An 18,296-nucleotide genomic window follows, 5' to 3' on the forward strand; every position below is an offset into this window, starting at 1 on the left:
AATTTTGCGGGTTTTAATTTCTTTTTTGCCGCAGAGGAATCTCGATCGCAAATTCCGAACCTTCTCCCAATACAGAATTGCAGGAAAGCTTGCCTCCGTGTTTTTCTACTACAATAGAATGCGAAATTGCCAATCCTAAGCCTGTGCCTTTGCCAATGGGTTTAGTAGTAAAAAACGGGTCAAACAAGCGCTTTTTCACATCTTCGCTCATCCCTGGGCCGCTGTCAGCTATCCGCATCGCCACGCAGTTATTGTCGGTTATTTCGGTGCGAATCGTAATTGCGAGATTTTTTGCCGTGGGCTCGGGTTTATTCATCTCCATTTCCACGGCGTCGATCGCATTGCTCAACAAATTCATAAATACTTGATTTAACTGACCGGGATAACATTCAACTAAAGGCAAGTTCCCGTATTCTTTAATCAGATTAATTGGCGGGCGATCGGGTTTATTTTTCAGGCGGTTTTGCAAAATCAGCAGCGTGCTTTCAATGCCTTCGTGAATGTCCACTTGTTTCATTTCGGCTTCGTCAAGTCTTGAGAAAGTCCGCAGGCTCAAAACTATGTCGCGGATGCGATCGGCTCCGACTTTCATAGATGATATCATTTTCGGTAAATCTTCAATAATGTAATCAATTTCATAGGCTTCTATGGCCTTTAAAATTGTGGCGCTAGGTTGCGGGTATTCCTGCTGGTAAAGTTGCAGCATTTTTAGCAAATTTTTAGTATATTCGCTGGTGTAGCTGATATTGCCGTAGATAAAGTTAACCGGGTTGTTAATTTCATGGGCAACACCTGCTACTAACTGTCCCAAACTAGACATTTTTTCACTTTGAATTAATTGAGTTTGGGTGCGTTGGAGTTCGTGCAAAGTTTGTTCTAGCTGTTGAGTTTGAGCTTGAGCTAATCGGGCCGCTGTGCGGGTTTGGGTGTAGAGTTCGGCGTGGTCGATCGCGATCGCAATTTGAGCGACCACCGCTTGCATCAGTTCGACTTCCGAGTCGCTCCAATTTCGCATCGACACAGCCTCATAGCAGGTGATCGCGCCAATATCGCCGGAAGCAGTATAAATTGGCAGCGACAGCACTGATTTAACTTTTATTGCCTGGAAAGATGCGCACAATTCTGCATTTTCACAAGTGCTAACATCATCTATTCGCAGAATTTCTCGGCGCAAAATTTGCTGGACTCCTGCACTAGATGTGTCCTCTACAACATAAGTACCTAGTAAACTTGGTAAAGCTGGATTTTTGGCTTCACAAACTATGTCCCAAACCGGAGGATTGCTATTTGGGCGATACCAAGTGAAGATGCACAAATCTAGGTGCATCAGATTGCGAATTTCTTGAACGGCGGTTTCTAAAATAGTTTCTAAATCCAAAGAAGTGCGAATCTGGTTGGCAATTTGATTGAGCAGTTGTTCTCTCTGAGCTTGCTGCCTTAGCGCTTGTTCCGATCGCACTAATGTTTCTTCTGCAAGGAAGCGATCTGTTAAATCTTGGAGGACTGCTTGGATAATTTTTTCATTTCCAACTTCGATGACTGTCAGCACGACTTCGGCAGGAAAATCAGTACCGTCTAATCGCTGGTGAACCCAATCAAAACGGTGGTTTCCCCGCTCAAAAGCGATCGCCGTCATTTCGTTAGCCAAGCTCGCAGAATCACTGCCGTTGGGTTGGAAAGGAGGTGAGAGTTTGCCTGGGTTTTGGCCGTACAACTGTTGCGGGGCGGTGCAGCCGAATAGTTTTAGGGTGGCTGTGTTGGCATCGGTGATGGCATTGTCACATAACATAAAAACGGGCAAACTGGTTAATTCGTAGAGCGATCGAAATTTGGCTTCCGACTGCTGCAATGCGGCTTCTGTTTGCTTGCGATCGGTAATGTCGGCAACCATTGCCAAAGCGCCCACATAGCATCCCTGTTTGTCGGTCAAGGAATTAGTAGAAACTATCGCCCACAAGTCGCTGCCGTCTCGGCGACGGAACCTAAAATCGCGCTGTTCGTTAATTCCTTGATTGCGGCGGTTGAGATTGGCTTGTGCGATCGCCATGCCTTCTGCATCCATGAAAGCAAATAGCGGCTGTCCGATCGTTTCCTCTGGGGTGGTGCCGAGCATATCGGCCATTTTTTGGTTGACAAAAGTAGTTTTACCCTCCGCATCTATCATCCAAATTCCTTCGTCTGCTGTCTCGACAATGCACCTGTATTTTTCCTCGCTTTCCTTGAGGGCTTCTTCTGCTAATTGGCGAGCGGTAATGTTTTGAGTCATTAGCAATCCGCCGATGATTTCTTGCCGTTCGTTTCTGACTGGCAAAGTATAAGCGAGGTAGATGCGATCGCGGTAAGTAAATTCTGTAATAACTGTTTCTCCTGCGAGTGCTGCTCGATAATTTGGCTCGACTGCACCGCAAAAATTAGGCTCGAATACTTCCCAGATTGTCTTGCCTTCCATCAATTCTTTGGAAAGCCCCACGGCTGCTAATTCTGTACCTTCTACCAGGGTGAAGCGCATTTCTCGATCGAATAACATCACCGCGCCGTTAGGAATGTTGCTTGCCATAGTGCGGTAAAGCTGTTCGCTTTTTTGCAGTGCTGCTTCTGCTTGTTTGCGATCGGTAATTTCGATGACGACTGAACCAATGCCGATCGCCTCGCCGATTTCATCTAGCAGGGGAAAGTAAGAGGCTACGGTATGTCGCATTACCCCTGGTTGTCTTTGGTTTTCGCGGCTTGTCTCGATGTTGATTGCAGATTGTTTTGTACTCAAAATTTGTTGGTAGAAAGGCTCCACCAACGGGGCGATTTCCGGCAATATTTCTCGCACAGTTTTGCCAATATGATCTGCTGGATTTAGACCGTTCATTTCAGCCAGCATTTTATTAATTTGTACGAACCGCAGTTGGTCGTCCAAAATACACAATCCCACCGGAGATTCCGAGAAAAAAACATCAAACTGTGCTTGCTTCCGAGCTAGTTCTTTTTCGAGAGATTTGCGATCGCTGATATCTGTTAAGTAACCAATCATCCCGACAAGTTCTCCCGTGCTGTCTTTCAACAGAGAAAGCGACAGGTACGAGTAAAAATCTTCTCCTGATTTACGGCGGGTTATAACTTCTACTTCATGGGAGCCTTTTTCTTGTAGCGGTTTGATGATTTTATCTAACAAAAATTCGTGCTGTTCTGGCGGGTAAAGCATAGCAACTTGCTGTCCGATTACCTCACTTGCGCGATAGCCGTATAGCTTTTCTGAGCCTTGATTCCAACTGATTATAAAGCCTTCCATATCTGTACAAATTACCGACTCGTGAATTTGTTCGATAATCTGATTTTGCAGCCGCAGTTTCGAGTTTGCTTCTTCGAGTTCCGCGATTTTTTCTTGGAGTAGTTCGTGAGTTTTTGTCAGTTCGTCCGTCTGATTTGCCAGCAATTTTTCAAGATGACAATTGCAGTGCGGCGGCGCTGATTCGGGGAGATCGCTGTTTTCATCCCGATCGTTAAAAATTTCGATCGCACTCAGCCAAATCGCGCACTCTCCCTCTGTTTCAATTGCCCGATCGGAAACTCGCACGGGTACGAGATGACCGTTTTTATGTTTGTATGCTGCTTCGCACGGGCCCGTGCAGCTATTTTTTGCTTGAATTTCTAGATATTTTTCTCTCGCAGCGCATTCTGTTTGCAGAATTTCCCAGTAGTTGAGGTTGAGAGTTTCTGCAACTGTGCGACCGATAATACTTGCAAAAGCTGGATTTATGTCTAGAAAAGTCCCGTCCGTCCGGCACAAGGCCAGCCCGATCGGGCACAGTTCTAACAATTGGCGGTTGCAGCGATCGCGCTTGGCTTTTCCTAACTGGCTTTGCATCTGAAGATAGCTGGGCTTGTGATATTTTATTATATCTTTTTATCTTGTTTATTGTTGTGATTTTTCTCACTCAGTAAGGAAGAAGGAATAACTTCCTTCTTCCTTCTTTTTTCAATTAATCGCGGGCGATACCTTCGGATCGGGCGGCTAACTGCACAGCACCTGCGACAGCAATGGCAACTCTTTCGTCAAAAACCGACGGTATAATGTGTTCTTTGTCAAGCTGGGAAGGGCTGACTAAAGAGGCGATCGCATAAGCTGCACCCAAATACATACTTGTGGTAATCGTGCTAGCTTTGCAATCCAAAGCACCTCGAAATATCCCCGGAAATGCCAAAACATTGTTAATTTGATTCGGGTAATCGCTGCGTCCAGTTGCTATAATCGCCGCATCTTCCACAATTAATTCAGGCTGTATTTCGGGAATGGGATTTGCCATTGCAAAAACAATGGGATTCTCGGCCATCGAACGCACCATCGAACGGGTGAGCACGCCGGGGGCGCTGACGCCTAAAAATACATCGGCACCGGCGATCGCATCTTCCAAAGTACCGCTTGAAGGCACAGCAAATTCTAATTTTTCTGGATTCATATCCGTGCGGTCTTTGGAGAGGACGCCTTTGGAGTCGCACATGATGATGTTTTCGGCACCTGCTTGGCGCAGCAAGCGGGCGATCGCGACTCCGGCCGCACCGGCTCCGTTAATCACGATACACACTTCTGCGATGGTTTTTTTGACGAGTTTCAAGGCATTAATTAATGCCGCCAAACTGACAATCGCCGTGCCGTGCTGGTCGTCGTGAAAAATCGGAATATCTAAGGTTTCCCGCAATCTTGCTTCGATTTCAAAGCAGCGGGGAGAAGAAATATCTTCGAGGTTAACGCCGCCAAAAACCGGGGCGATATTCTGCACGGTGCGAATAATTTCCTCAGTATCTTGGGTGTTCAAACAGATAGGAAAGGCGTCAATACCTGCAAATTCTTTAAATAGCATGGCTTTCCCTTCCATGACTGGCAGTGCGGCGGCAGGGCCGAGGTTTCCCAGTCCCAAAACTGCGCTGCCGTCGGTAACAATGGCAACAGTATTTTGTTTGATGGTGAGGTTGTAAACTTGTTGGGGGTCATTGGCGATCGCCGTGCAGATGCGGCCGACTCCAGGGGTGTATGCCATTGCCAAATCTGACTGGCGTTTGAGGGAAATTTTGCTAATTACGCTGATTTTTCCGCCGCGGTGCAAGTTGAAAGTGCGATCGTACACGTCGATCACTTTAATATCCGGCAGCGCTTTCACGGCTTGGACTATTTCTTCGTTGTGTTCGATGCTGTAAGCATCGACGGTGATATCGCGAACGGTAGTGGCGCGGGTTTGCTCGATTAAGTCGATTTGGCCGAAGTTGCCGCCGACAGATGCGATCGCGCTAGTGACTCTTGCCAGCATTCCCGGCTGGTTCGGCAGGGCAACGCGAATCGTTAAACTAAAGCTGGGGTTCGGTGTCAGTTTTACCATGATTGCTTGATTTCAGATTTGAGAATTTCAATCTTAGATTTTATCGCCAATGTTAAGCATAAAATTTAATAATTCAAATTTTCAACTGAAATTTTTAACAAATTCTATGAGCCTGCGATCCGATCGCTCTGCTATACAAGCGGGTACCTGGGGAACTCATCTTTTTTTGAGTAGAGCTTTGCTGTCTCTCTTGCTGGGTAATCCGGCACAAACAACGTATTTCTTGTCATTCCCAAAGGGAGCCAAATAATCGCAATGCTCTATTTTTAAAAGTATTTCTGCTCATTGTGAACTTTACCCATTAATCGCCGAACTCTATTTTCTCAAATATTTATTCTCATTGCGAGTGTGAGCGGATATTTCGCCGAACTCTATTTTTCAAAATATTTCTGCTTATCCTGAACCCTGCGGATATTTCGCAGAACTCTATTTTTCCACGATACTAGACCTCTTGCAAAAATAACTAGGACGGGCAAGATGCCCATCCCACAAAATTTTTTTTCTTGTGGAATGGGCATCTTGCCCGTTCCAGAATTTGATTAAAAGGATTTTTCCACGATACTGTCTAATTCCTGCTGCTGTCTTTTGAAGCGAGACGCCCAGGAGAGGTGGTGCGGCTTTTTAGCGGCCTTTCTTGGGGGGACAAAAGTAGATGCACGGCTGTTTGAGCCGGTCGGTAAAAATTAGATCCACTGACAAGTGGGCATTTATGTAAAATTTGCCTGCTTGTTTAACACTTGCCAACGATTGCGAGTGCAACCTTGCTGCGCGATCGAATTACCTGCACGTTTTGCCGGAGAATTCCAGCGACTGTTACTAATAGGCAATCTACAAGAGTGCTAGCACAGGCACAGGTTCAGCCCAGCCGTGCACAGTTGCTGGTTGCTAACTGTCAATTTTACCGATCGGTCGCAGCATCAGCACATATAATAGTAAAGAATTTGCAAGCCAGACAATCGGGGGGAACTTTTTCTAAGTCTTGCATATCGACCGATCGATCTACCTCGCTGTCGGCAGGAACTATGCACAGGGCAACTTGTCCGACTCCAGCCATGAGTTCGGTAACTCGCTCCAAAATACTGTCAATTTTTTCACTTAGTTGTTCTGCTGCATCCAGACTCGGCGCGATGATGAAAAAGGTTTTGACTCCATCGGGACAAGGGGCGAAGCCGAGGGTACACTCTCGCAATAGCGCTTGAGTCGAAAGACTCAAAGGGTAATCGAAACGATCGATTACTGCTTGATAAAAGGCGATTGTCAGAGAACGATCTCCAAAAACAGGTTGGGATAACATAACTACTTCCTTTCGTAGGATTTTTGGGAGCACGGAAAAAATTTTAACATACCTTAATGTAAGTCCTTTAAATAAATTGTGTAGCGATCGCCATCATCGATCGATGTGATAATTTTTGGCTTGTCAAGCGATCGCCATTGTGATACAATGTAGCCTCAGTTACACAAGCGTGTGATTTCGATCACGTTAGCAGCAAAAGCTAAGTACAAATACATAAGTTAAAAATACCAAGTATCAAATCAAAATATTAAAGATGAACTCGATCGCCCAACAGTTAAAAACAAGATTTGAAAAAGCATTCACCGCTGCATTCGGCGAAAGTTATGCAGGTACAGATCCGATGCTAGCCGCCGCCAGCAATCCCAACTTTGGGGACTTTCAGTGCAACGCGGCGATGAGTTTGGGGAAAAAGTTAGGAAAGCCCCCACGGGCGATCGCCTCGACAATCATCGAAAACCTAGATATTACCGACATCTGCGAAACCCCAGAAATCGCCGGGCCAGGTTTTATCAATTTGAAGCTGAAACCGGCTTATTTGGAAGCGCAAATTAGTGCTATCGCCGCCGACACCCGTTTGGGGATTGAACAGGCGAAAACGCCTCAGACAATCGCGATCGACTTTTCGAGTCCGAATATAGCCAAAGAAATGCACGTCGGACATTTGCGATCGACAATCATCGGAGATGCGATCGCCCGCACCCTCGAATTTCAAGGCCACGACGTACTCAGAATCAACCACATCGGCGACTGGGGCACCCAATTCGGAATGCTGATCGCATACTTGCGCGAAGTTCACCCCGAAGCATTAACAACTGCTGACGCCCTAGACTTAGGCGATTTAGTTGCATTTTACCGCCAAGCAAAACAGCGCTTTGACACAGACGAAACCTTCAAAGAAACCGCCCGCCAAGAAGTAGTAAAACTGCAAGCAGGCGCAGAAGACACCACCCGCGCTTGGAAACTCCTATGTAATCAATCCCGCCGCGAATTTCAAGTAATCTACGACTTACTCGACATCAAACTAACCGAACGCGGCGAATCCTTTTACAATCCATTATTGCCCGCAGTAGTCGAAGATTTAACCAACCTAGGTTTGCTAGTAGAAAGTGACGGCGCAAAATGCGTTTTTGTAGAAGGTTTCACCAACAAAGAAGGCGAACCCCTGCCACTAATCGTCCAAAAAACCGACGGCGGCTACAATTACGCCACAACAGATTTAGCAGCAGTGCGCTACCGCATCCAAAAAGACAATGCAAAGCGCATAATTTACGTCACCGATTCGGGACAAGCAAACCATTTTGCCCAAGTATTTGCAGTAGCTAGAAAAGCCAATTGGATTCCCGAAGATGTCGAAATTGTCCACATTCCTTTCGGTTTGGTATTGGGAGAAGACGGCAAAAAACTCAAAACTCGTTCTGGGGATACAGTACGGTTGCAGGATTTGTTAGATGAGGCGATCGTCCGCGCACGCCAAGATTTGGAAGAGAGATTAAAAACAGAGGAAAGACAGGAAACTGAAGAATTTATTGCTAACGTATCTCGAACAGTTGGTTTGAGTGCCGTTAAGTATGCAGATTTAAGTCAAAATCGCGCCAGCAACTATGTATTTAGTTACGACAAAATGCTCGCATTGCAAGGAAATACCGCTCCATATATGCTGTATGCTTACGTGCGCGTCCAGGGAATTCGCCGCAAAGGTGAGATTAATTTTGATAATTTAGATGCTGGTGCGAAAGTGATTTTGCAATCCGATACCGAGTTGGTATTGGCAAAGCATTTATTGCAGTTGAATGAAGTTGTGAATGCTGTGGGCGGCGATTTGTTGCCGAATCGAATTTGTCAGTATTTGTTTGAATTGGGTCAAAAGTACAATCAGTTTTTTGAGCAGTGTCCGGTGTTGAAAGCTGAGGAACCGTTGCGGACTTCGCGGTTGATTTTGTGCGATTTGACGGCGAGGACTTTGAAGTTGGGGCTAGGATTGTTGGGGATTCAAGTGTTGGAAAGAATGTGATTTAAAATTTGTAGCTGTAGGGTGCGTGAGAGCGATAAATATTTGAATCTAGGTTATGAGACTGTTTGCACTCACGCACCGCCCAAAGTCTTGAACAATACCGATGTAACCGGAAATAAGATAACTTTAACCGCTGATGAACACTGATGAAGAAAGGGCTATCTTAGTTTGCAATACAGTTATCCTGCTTGGAGCGCAATTTTTAATCGCCGTTCCGATCGTTACCTGCCTTTTCTTCTGTTGCTTCTCCTGGGTTTTCAATCAACTCGTTAAATTCGCTGATAATTGCTAAAATGCGATCGGAGGCAATGTCTGATTGTTCGGATTTTGAATAAATGGCAATCAAGATAACGATCGTCATTGTTTGAAGGTAATAAATGAATCTATATCCACCGCTTTTTCCTTTTTGAACATCGCTGTTTTTAACACGCACCTTAAATATTTCGTAACCAGTCCCAGGTATCGGAACTCCCAGCAACTCTCCAGCTTGCAGTTTTTCAATAATTGGCTGAACATCCGATCGGATATGGCGGTACTTTTTAGAAAGAGCGCGTAAGTCGCGTTGGAATTCTCGCGTAGGTATAATCTGTCTTAAAGGAGGATTATTCTGCATCAATTCCATCCCACAGTTCAGAAAGCGCTACTGTCTGCCCTGTCATTGCTTCGTGCCATCCTTGACGAAAACACTCTTCTGCTGACTTCAACGTTTCGTCGTAAAGAACAATTTCTTGTTTTGCGCGTTGGGAAGCAGCCACAAGTTGCTGTTGCGTTTTCTCGAAAGATTCGTCCCATTGAAGCTCATCTTTTAATTCTGCGATATACTCTTTCAAGTATGCTGCTACTTGCTGCTGTAAAGTTTCCGGTAGAGACTCCATTATCTTGATCTCTGCATCAATACCTTCCCAAAGTTCCGATACAGGTCTAGTTTTTCCTGTCTTTATTTCCAGCCATGCTTGCCGAAAACTTTCTTCTGGAGATGGGAGTGCTGCTTCGTCTTCATCAGCAAGAACGACGATGCGAACTCTGCGTCCAGCGAATTTTGCCGCTTGGGCGAGAATTTCTTCCCAAGTTCCCTCTAGTTCTAACACTTGTGCTGTCATTGGTTTTACTTTTTTAAAGAGTTGGATTTAGTTAATTATAGCGCATTCCTCAAATCGAGCATTTACGGTTTTTTGTTAACAATCAAGCTCTCCAGGATGCCTTTAAACATTGTTACGACAATTTGGCGATCGTTATCTCTCACAAAAATATCGTAATTGGGAGTTGAGTTAATTTCTATTAACCAATATTGTCCGTTTTTATCTAGCGCGATGTCAAACCCAGCATAGTCGATCGCCATTTCTGCAAAAACAGGTTTAACAAAATCTTCAATCTCCGACATGAGAGTGGGGTTAATTATATGTTTGGCTTTTGCACCTTCCCAGTGCAGCGGACTCAAGTTTCCCGCAAATACAGCCTGAGACTTGTCTTTCTCGTACAGCAAAACTAGCTTTTCTTTGCAGAATACAGCCCGATATTCGCGGGCAATTTCGATATATTCTTGAGCTAGGGCCACATAGTCATAATCTTTGCTGTTAACGTTAAATATAATGTCTAGGGATTCTTTAATTTGCTCTCTAGTTTCACACAAAAAAACATTGTTGCCACCAGCACCGCGATTTCTTTTGAGAATCACCGGGAAAGAGAATTTTTTGTTTACTTCTAAAACTATTGATTCAATATCTGGGAAACTCAAATACTTTTTATACTTCTCCTCGCAGTGAGGCGAGACAAAACCGAGAGTTCTGGGAGTCTTTATTTTGCCGTTTAATAGTTGATAGGTATATTCTTTGTCTTTAAAAATCTCTGCTACTGACGCGCTGTTAAATGGCATCATGTAATTTACAAAATAATATTCTTCGCCGCCCTGTTTGATTCTAATCAAGTTTTGGGAATGATGCAGGATTTCGTAAGGGATATTTAATTCCTCACAAGCTGCCAGCAGGATTTCAATATTGGTTAGCATAAAATGTAACTTAACTTGTGACTTTTAATTTTTTCTGCACGCTCAGTCAAGATCCCGCCACTCGCGAGCATCCACAAATCTCGACAAATGCCCCACATTTGTTGTAGCAATAACAACCGCTTCTCCACCGCCACGAAGCAGCAAAGCTTGAGCTGCTAAAATCACATCTCCATCAAGTTCTTTGGGATCTGCTGTCGGCATTCCTGCCTGACGCGATGCCGCCCACAACTCTGCCACTTTGAGAATTACTGGCGTTGTTATCGGCAAGTATTCCAGCCAGCGTAATTTGCATTCATCAAGGCGCCTGATACCTGCCAGCTTATTTGCCCGCAATAACTCGCGCCGCACTTCATAATCTGCTATTTCAGGTAAAATCATCCTGTAGCCTTTAAATAGCAAAGATTCTACCCAAAGTTGGCACTCTACAGTCACAGGCGGCCCTTGGGATTTGTTAATATTCCCAGAGGCCCCGAATCCAATAAAACTATCATTTTTGTTGCACAAATAACGGTCGGTTCGACGAAAGCCTGTCTTCGTCTAATACTTTTTGCAAATATTCAAATGTCTCTGTTTGTTCCTCGGCGTCTCCTTCTTCTCGCCACTTTTGCAACCATTCTATTGCTGCTAAATTCCTCTGCATTTGTTCTTCCTTCGTCCTTTGCGGAACTAGGGGCAAGGTATTGCTATTGAAAGGATTTATCCATTGGCTTAACCGCATATCGATCGCTTCCGCAATTATCGCTTTCAATTCTCCAACGGTCAAGTCTGATACTCGTTTGGTTTCGAGAATTATCGCTTGCAGTTCTTCAACTGTCAGGTCTGCTACTCGTTTTGTTTCCATTTTGCAACCTCATTCTTTCAAAGTTATCTGAAAAAGTTGAGATTCGAGAATCTCTCTCAAACCTCAAATTTCATCAAATTTTATCCAAACAACCGCTGCTGCCCGTTTGCCGCATCTTTCCCGGCATAAATCTCGCGCGTTCCCTTGGGAATGTAAATCCAATCGAATTCTTGCAAGCGGTTTGTCAAATTGGAAATGCTCACTCCCAACTCATCTCTCATTTTGTATAAATGCGACCACTTTGTTAAATCGCGTCCCTGTCTTTTTTCCTCCAAAATACACCGAGGCATCAACAAACAGCTTGCAAAATATTGCGCTTGCCATTCGATCGACAAAACCTTATTATCAGCACTCGCACCCCGACAAACAAACGGTTCCTCGACATCAGACGCCGTTTTTCCTTGATTGCCCAAGTTTAATTCCAACTGTTCCACAGTGCCGTCTGCTTCGTCTTGATTGACGTGTAGCACCCAGTGGCCGATTTCGTGGGCGATCGTCGATTCGATGAAACCCGGCGGTTTTTCGAGAATCTGTTCGTTGATTTCGATTAACCGCTGCTGCGGCAAAATCCTCGCCGCGATCGCACCTTCTTCATCCGGCTCAATGTAGTCCCAAACTACGCCCAAGTCCAGAAAATCAGCAACCGTTGTCGCTTCAAAAGGCCATTTCGGAGCAAACTTTTGCGTTTTCTGCATCTGCATCAGGATGTCATTTGCCAAACGCTCGATCGATTCTTTGGGATAGAAGCAATACGGTTTAAAAATACTCACTATCAGGGGCCTCTCTTACGCTTCAAAAGATTGTTTGAGCCAATCTGGATTTTCTTGCATCCGGCGAAAAAGAGCCTGCATTTCCTTCGGATTCTGCTTCAGCAGCGCTTCGTACTGCTGCGGCAGTCTCCCCGCCAAGAAAATCAATTCCTCTTCGTTTATGTCTAGATTCCGCGCTAGCGATCGAATTACGTCCTCTTTTGGCGCGTAATCCGCTCGATCGTTCTCCAACTTAGACAAATAAGTAAAATCCACACTTAGCATAGCAGCTAGCTCACGTTGTGAGTAAGCTTTGTCCTTGCGAGCTTGACGGATCAGTCTTCCAAATGTTTGTTCCACGGTTTTTCGCCTCCTGACAAGCATTCTAGCCTGTTTTGATGAAAAGTTCAACAAAATACTTGACGGGAAAATCAACCCGCGCTACCATGAGGTTAGTTGACGGTTTAGTCAACTAGACTAGCCCACTGGTAGAGTTGAGTGTACAAAATAGCCTAGCAAACACGCTACATATATAGCGCAGTCAACTGAGAGAGGAGTGAGAAGCGCTGTCAAAACGCTTGTACGCAGCAAATAAAAAGGAGCAGATCGCAAATGCTGAGAACCTGGACAGACACGCATTACAAGCTCGAAGACGATGACTGGCTATACATCGCCACCCACGAAGAACAAAGCTCAGCCTCACTGGTTTGTCCCGGCTACGCGCGGGATGGCGAAGGCTTCAGCATCCACTTCACCCCAGCGCACTTAGAAACCTTAGAGCATTTGCTCGCCGCGCTGCGGATTATTAAAGCTCAACAAGAGGCGATGCTTGATTATACCTATCCAGAACCAAAAGCGACAAAACATCTCATTCGGTAATCGAAAATCGCAGAAAGTTCGGAAACCGAACCTGTAACGTATTTAACTGATTTAACGGATGGATTTTTATGGAACAGGGAAGAGGGCCATGAGCGAAGTCGAAGGGTAAAAATCAGAAAGAAAGAAGGCTGTAAAGGCGCGATCGAATCGCGCCTTTACCATAAATTTTACAACAGATGAAAATGAAAAAATCAACGAAAATTCAAATCCAACCAAACCTGCAACAAAACCGTTTGAGAGAGAATTTCGAGATGCTCGACCAAATTCGGGCCGACGCAGTTAACGACATCGAAAGTCTCGCCGAAGACTTCCAGCACATGACTTTAGTTGCCGAATCTATCCGCCGGAATTACCGAGCTTTGTTAGCCCAAAATCAATTGCTAAAAGACACACTTTTAAGTATAGTTGACGAGTGCGACTGCTGGGCAGGAAATCGGTGCGATCGCTGCCAGCAGATTCTCAAAATTCTAGCCAGCGACAATCCCGAAGAAAAACCCGATGCAGCCAGAAAATACCGCGCTATTCTCAGCCAACTGCGGAACTTAGGATAACTGAAAACGTCTCAGTAAAAAACCTAAAAAAAGTTAAAATCAGGAGAAAAAAGCATTATGACACTAGCAACTGCCAAAGATAGCAAAGCCCAAATCTTGCAAAAGTTTCAGCAGATTTTAGCCGACCAGAAAAATATCGAATCCAAAGTAGAAACCAAAGAACAGTCAGCCGAAAAAGCCAAAAACAAACAACTCCTCGAAGTCGCGTCTACATACACAATAGACAGCATCGTCAAAGGCCTAGCCGACTTGCAATTAGATTTCGGCAGCGTCATCAGCGGACTTTCCGAAAAATTGAAGGCGGAATCTTCAAAATTAGACGAATTAAAACGCGCGATCGAAATTGAAGCCGAACAATTGCAAGAGTTGCAGCAAATTAGAGTGGTAGCAGATGCCCTCCACATTTTAACTCAAGAGCACCGAGAAAAATTGACTGTACTCGAACAAAACAGCGCTAACCAACGCGAAATTCTCGAAAAAGACACGGCCCAAAAACGCAAACTTTGGGAAGAAGAACAGCAAAAATTTGATGCAGCAGTTCAAGAAAAAACTGCACTCACCACCAAAGAGCGTCAGGAAGAAACAGCCGATTACCAATACGAATTACAGCGCGATCGCAAAATCGAAACCGACGAATACGAAGAAACGAAACGCAAACTAGAACGGGAGTTGCAGCAATCTACTCGCGAAAAAGACAAAAACTGGACACAGCGCGAAAAAGTCCTCACCGACAATCAAGCGGAGTTTGAAGAGAATCAAAGAAAAGCCGCCGGATTTGAAGAAGAACTCAAACAGGCTTATGTGAAAGCCAAAGAAGAAGCAATTCAAGAAGTTTCCCGCGAAGCTAAAGTCAAGGCAGATTTAGTGGATAAAGAATGGGAAGGAAGCAAGCAGGGATATGAATTGAAAATGCAATCTTTACAGCAGACAATTGGGCGGCAAACCGAACAAATCGCCGAAATTACCGCGCAACTGCAAGCCACGATGAAGCAAGCGCAAGATTTGGCCATGAAAGCTTTTGCCAGCAAAGCTTAAAACCCTGTAGAAAAAATGAGCCAAATTTCCGAATTATTCACAAATGAAAAACCATGAACAAAAAAGTTAGCGACAAAAGCACCAAGGCTGAAATCTTAGAAGCGTACAAGGAAGCAGCGCAAGAAAAAGCGCAGTTAGAATCGCAAATCAAACAGCTAAACGCTTCCCCAAAGCAAACAGCAGTCCAAGAAAAACCTATTGTGGAGGCACAAAAAACAATGGCTTTAACTCAAAACCCACAAAAAATGCAGTCCACAATCGACAATTTGATTTTGCTGCAATTTGGCTTTGGTGGGGCTGTCAGCGAGTTGTCTGAGAAATTAACTTCTGAAGCTGCTAAAGTCGAAGAATTGCGCCGCACTGTGGGCGAGGAAGTTCAACAACTGCAAGACTTGCACAGTTTAGAAGATATTGCAGAAGATACGCTGGACAGTTTAATTCAACAGTACGAAGAAAGCGCGAAAACATTTACCAACGAACTCAGCGAACAGCGCGAAACTGTTGAACGGGAATTGTTGGAACGCCGGCAAGCTTGGGAAAAAGAGCAGGAACTCCAAAAGTTGGCAGTTAAAGAACGCAATGAAAATCAGCAAAAAGCTCGCCAGCGGGATGAAGAGTTGTATGATTACGATTTGAATCTTCAGCGAAATCTGGATATCGAAGAATACGAACAGCGCCAGCAAACGCTGTACAAAGAAATTGAAGAATTTAAGCAGGAACAGGAGAAACAGTGGGCGGAACGCGAAAAATCTATTTCTGAACGAGAAAAACTTTATGCTGAGGTGAAAGCTAAGGTAGAAGCTTTTCCGAAGGAACTGGAAGCTAATATCAAGAATGGCAAAGATAGCGGTCGCAATATCGGCAATTATCAAGCTAAAATTAAGTCTGATTTGTTTGCTAAAGACCTTGAAGGACAAAAGCAAAATTACGAGTTGCAAATTCAAGGAATGTTGCAGACAATTCAAAATCAAGAGTCTCGCATTGCTAGTTTGTCGAAACAACTTGATTCGGCGTTAAAACAGGTGCAAGATTTGGCGGTGAAAGCAATTGAAGGTGCGTCGAATTTGAATTCGTTCCAAGCTGTGAAGGAAATTGCGATCGAACAAGCGAAGACTCAGCAGAAAAGTAAGTAATTTGTAGTGCTTTTAGGAGCTAATTAGGTTGCTTTAGATACCCGATTTCTTGAAGAAGTCGGGTATCTGGGTATTGAAGGGAGAGATTTTTGCGATCGCCCGCGAACTGTGCAAAAATATAAGTATTTAGGATTAGGACAACTGCTATGCTTGATACTAACAACTTCGATCCGCGCGACATTCCTATATATTCTATCCCTCAAGCGGCGCAATATCTCAGGCTGCGGAAGGATAGCTTGCGAGATTGGGTTGGTGGCTGGTTCTCGAAAACAAAAGCCCAGAAGCGCTTCTTTGAACCACTGATTAAGTTAGCTCAACCCAATAATTTTGAACTGCTTCCTCAGTCCAAAACTACACTACTTTCTTTCACAAATTTGGTAGAGGCTCATGTCTTGATTGCCATTTTTAAGGCTACAGGCTTCTCCCGAAAACAACTTAGCACTGAACTCAACTACATCAACCGTCATCTTTCGACTCCTCAATTATATGCTGGAAAGGAGTTTCAAATCGAGGGAATACCTCTTTTATTTGAGAGATTCGGACAGAAGCTTGCAGCATCCGACAGGGAACAGGAAGCAAGGCAGATTCTAAAAACTTATTTCGATCGCATTGTACGAGATGAAGCTGGATTACCCCTCAAACTCTACCCTTTCACGAAGCTACCAGGTGCCGACGAACCTAAAACAGTGATGATTGACCCCAGAATATCATTTGGCCGTCCAGTTTTAGCTGGAACTGGCATTCCCACAGCTATGCTGGCGGAACGCTACAAAGCTGGGGATTCCATCGATGAACTTGCCGAAGACTACAATTGCGATCGGCTCCAAATTGAGGAAGGTATTCGCTGCGAACTCCAGCTAGTAGCAGCATGAATGAGATATTTTTCATAGACAGATGTTTAGGAAAGAAACTGGCAGATTCACTGCGAAATGTCGGGGCTACAGTAGAAATTCACGACGATCATTTTAGTCAAGATATCAATGATGAGGATTGGCTGAGGATAGTTGGAGAGCGCAATTGGGTGGTATTAACAAAGGACAAGAAAATCGCTAGCCGTCCTTTGGAGTTATTAGCCGTGGCTCAAGGCGATGTAAGGCTTTTTGCATTTGTGGGCGGCGATGTTTCTGGAGTTGTAGTGACACAAGCTTTTGTAAATGCCTTAGAAAATATGCAACGATTTATTCGGGGGAATCCAGCACCTTTCATCGCTAAGGTGTACCAGTCGGGTTTGGTAAAGCCCTGCAAGAACCAAAAAGAACTTTTGAGAATGCTCCCTAAAACCAGTGAGTAAATCATCCCAAATCAATCTCCCTTAGTCCAGTTTCCCAACTGTCTACTCTCACCCTGTTTTCCTTGAGCATCAAACCCTATCTACAGCGTTCTAGTTTTTAGTCAAAAGCCCGATCGCCCTGTTCACTTATTTAAACTGTCCCTTCCTCTCCTGACCGCTTCACTCACGCTATCTATTCTTTAAGTTAATCAACCAAAAGATATATTTGACTTAGAGGCACTATGCAGAAACAAATCATACGTCAAAAAGATACTAATGCTTGGATACTTCAGTGCTGGGTTTCTTTTATTCTTGCCCTTTCCGCAACTACTGTAGGTATCATTTATTTACAGGTAGATCCCTGGCAAAAAGCTTTTATGGGTATGGGTTTAACTTTTTCAATCGGCTCGTCTTTTACTTTAGCAAAAACCATTCGCGATAACAACGAGGCAACAACATTAACTGCCAGAATCGACGAAGCTAGAGTGGAGAAAATTCTCGCTGAACACCATCCTCTCAAATAAATTAATTATACAATGTATACACAAAACAGCCCGTCCGGGCTGTTTTTGTTGTTTGATCCACAGGTTTCAAGTTGTAGATGTGAATTGGGGATTTCAATGGCTACCCAACTTAGTCTTTTGTCGCTGGCGACCACGGGCCCGAATCGTCGCATACTCCAGGGGAAAGCCAACGACAGGTATCACCTGATCCTTGCGCTCTTCTTCCAGATTCTTGAGTTCGGTGTAGTCAAGCCAGTGAATGCAATTCACCGGACAAGTGTCGATCGCCTCAGCAATCAACTCTTCAGAATCCCCGTCTTGTCGAACTACACGCGATCGACCGTAATCCGGTTCAATATAAAAAGTATTGCGAGCAACGTGAGCGCAGTGCTTGCAGCCAATGCAGGTAATCTCATCAACATAGACACCTTTTTGGCGCAACACGCCGCCCAATTCCGGTTCAAAACCAGAGCGATCGGGCGCATCCCGCAAAAAACCTCCCAACTCCGGCTCTAAACCAGAGCGATCGCTTGCTGTATCTATTCCGAGTCCAGAAAGCTCAGACATTTAGACCCCACAATAGTAATTGACACTCCCCGCGCGATCGCGACGGGGATTCTTAAGACATTTCGGTCTTAATATCCCTATTACTAGGGTTTCCG

Annotated in this window: 19 protein-coding genes; 8 read left to right on the plus strand and 11 right to left on the minus strand. The window is 44.6% G+C overall.

The genetic code is table 11. From position 1 onward, the window contains the following. Nucleotides 1–13: 13 nt before the first annotated feature. From QUB70_RS21715 to QUB70_RS21725, 3 genes are all read right to left on the minus strand, one after another. Nucleotides 14–3,856: a PAS domain S-box protein gene (locus QUB70_RS21715; protein WP_332983371.1), complete on the minus strand. Its 3,843-nt coding sequence runs from the start codon at nt 3,854–3,856 to the stop codon at nt 14–16. A gap of 115 nt (nt 3,857–3,971) precedes the next feature. Next, nucleotides 3,972–5,363, minus strand: coding sequence for a malic enzyme-like NAD(P)-binding protein (locus tag QUB70_RS21720; protein ID WP_332983372.1), 1,392 nt, complete (start codon nt 5,361–5,363; stop codon nt 3,972–3,974). A gap of 898 nt (nt 5,364–6,261) precedes the next feature. Further along, nucleotides 6,262–6,657, minus strand: coding sequence for a hypothetical protein (locus QUB70_RS21725; RefSeq protein ID WP_332983374.1), 396 nt, complete (start codon nt 6,655–6,657; stop codon nt 6,262–6,264). Nucleotides 6,658–6,910: 253 nt separating this feature from the next. Between QUB70_RS21725 and argS the strand changes: the two genes are divergently transcribed. Beyond that, complete coding sequence (gene argS / locus QUB70_RS21730) at nt 6,911–8,668, plus strand: arginine--tRNA ligase (RefSeq protein WP_332983375.1); 1,758 nt, start codon at nt 6,911–6,913, stop codon at nt 8,666–8,668. A gap of 202 nt (nt 8,669–8,870) precedes the next feature. Here argS and QUB70_RS21735 read toward each other — a convergent pair whose 3' ends face one another. The 7 genes from QUB70_RS21735 to QUB70_RS21765 all read right to left on the minus strand — a co-directional run bounded on the left by QUB70_RS21735 (nt 8,871) and on the right by QUB70_RS21765 (nt 12,623). After that, the gene (locus QUB70_RS21735) at nt 8,871–9,281 is read right to left on the minus strand and encodes a type II toxin-antitoxin system RelE family toxin (protein WP_332983376.1); all 411 of its coding nucleotides are present in this window, start codon (nt 9,279–9,281) and stop codon (nt 8,871–8,873) included. Next, nucleotides 9,271–9,768, minus strand: a complete 498-nt coding sequence (locus QUB70_RS21740; protein ID WP_332983377.1) for a hypothetical protein — start codon at nt 9,766–9,768, stop codon at nt 9,271–9,273. The genes QUB70_RS21735 and QUB70_RS21740 overlap by 11 nt, the downstream gene beginning before the upstream one ends. A 62-nt stretch (nt 9,769–9,830) precedes the next feature. Then, complete coding sequence (locus QUB70_RS21745; protein WP_332983379.1) at nt 9,831–10,673, minus strand: ATP-grasp domain-containing protein; 843 nt, start codon at nt 10,671–10,673, stop codon at nt 9,831–9,833. 42 nt (nt 10,674–10,715) lie between these two features. Continuing rightward, on the minus strand, nt 10,716–11,105 hold the full coding sequence (locus QUB70_RS21750) for a hypothetical protein (protein ID WP_332983380.1): 390 nt from the start codon (nt 11,103–11,105) through the stop codon (nt 10,716–10,718). A 55-nt stretch (nt 11,106–11,160) separates the two neighbouring features. Next, a complete protein-coding gene (locus QUB70_RS21755; RefSeq protein WP_332983381.1) occupies nt 11,161–11,514 on the minus strand; it encodes a hypothetical protein in 354 nt (117 codons plus the stop codon). Between the two features lie 80 nt (nt 11,515–11,594). Then, nucleotides 11,595–12,284 (minus strand): ImmA/IrrE family metallo-endopeptidase, encoded by a 690-nt coding sequence (locus QUB70_RS21760; protein WP_332983382.1) that lies wholly within the window; start codon nt 12,282–12,284, stop codon nt 11,595–11,597. A gap of 15 nt (nt 12,285–12,299) precedes the next feature. Continuing rightward, nucleotides 12,300–12,623, minus strand: a complete 324-nt coding sequence (locus QUB70_RS21765) for a helix-turn-helix domain-containing protein (RefSeq protein ID WP_265234660.1) — start codon at nt 12,621–12,623, stop codon at nt 12,300–12,302. Nucleotides 12,624–12,875: 252 nt separating this feature from the next. Between QUB70_RS21765 and QUB70_RS21770 the strand changes: the two genes are divergently transcribed. The 7 genes from QUB70_RS21770 to QUB70_RS21800 all read left to right on the plus strand — a co-directional run bounded on the left by QUB70_RS21770 (nt 12,876) and on the right by QUB70_RS21800 (nt 17,655). Further along, nucleotides 12,876–13,142 (plus strand): hypothetical protein, encoded by a 267-nt coding sequence (locus QUB70_RS21770; RefSeq protein ID WP_332983383.1) that lies wholly within the window; start codon nt 12,876–12,878, stop codon nt 13,140–13,142. Between the two features lie 182 nt (nt 13,143–13,324). Beyond that, nucleotides 13,325–13,693: a hypothetical protein gene (locus QUB70_RS21775; protein ID WP_332983384.1), complete on the plus strand. Its 369-nt coding sequence runs from the start codon at nt 13,325–13,327 to the stop codon at nt 13,691–13,693. A 57-nt stretch (nt 13,694–13,750) separates the two neighbouring features. Then, nucleotides 13,751–14,728: a hypothetical protein gene (locus QUB70_RS21780; protein ID WP_332983386.1), complete on the plus strand. Its 978-nt coding sequence runs from the start codon at nt 13,751–13,753 to the stop codon at nt 14,726–14,728. Nucleotides 14,729–14,781: 53 nt separating this feature from the next. After that, complete coding sequence (locus QUB70_RS21785) at nt 14,782–15,861, plus strand: hypothetical protein (RefSeq protein ID WP_332983387.1); 1,080 nt, start codon at nt 14,782–14,784, stop codon at nt 15,859–15,861. A 146-nt stretch (nt 15,862–16,007) separates the two neighbouring features. After that, on the plus strand, nt 16,008–16,733 hold the full coding sequence (locus QUB70_RS21790) for a DUF433 domain-containing protein (protein ID WP_332983388.1): 726 nt from the start codon (nt 16,008–16,010) through the stop codon (nt 16,731–16,733). Next, the gene (locus QUB70_RS21795; RefSeq protein ID WP_332983389.1) at nt 16,730–17,152 is read left to right on the plus strand and encodes a hypothetical protein; all 423 of its coding nucleotides are present in this window, start codon (nt 16,730–16,732) and stop codon (nt 17,150–17,152) included. Before QUB70_RS21790 ends, QUB70_RS21795 begins: the two co-directional genes overlap by 4 nt. Nucleotides 17,153–17,373: 221 nt before the next feature. Then, nucleotides 17,374–17,655 (plus strand): YiaA/YiaB family inner membrane protein, encoded by a 282-nt coding sequence (locus tag QUB70_RS21800; RefSeq protein WP_332983390.1) that lies wholly within the window; start codon nt 17,374–17,376, stop codon nt 17,653–17,655. Between the two features lie 93 nt (nt 17,656–17,748). Here the strand turns inward: QUB70_RS21800 and QUB70_RS21805 are convergent, their stop codons facing one another. Continuing rightward, nucleotides 17,749–18,201 (minus strand): ferredoxin, encoded by a 453-nt coding sequence (locus QUB70_RS21805; RefSeq protein WP_332983392.1) that lies wholly within the window; start codon nt 18,199–18,201, stop codon nt 17,749–17,751. Between the last annotated feature and the right edge of the window lie 95 nt (nt 18,202–18,296).

Source organism: Microcoleus sp. A003_D6, assembly GCF_036702825.1.
GTDB lineage: Bacteria > Cyanobacteriota > Cyanobacteriia > Cyanobacteriales > Microcoleaceae > Microcoleus.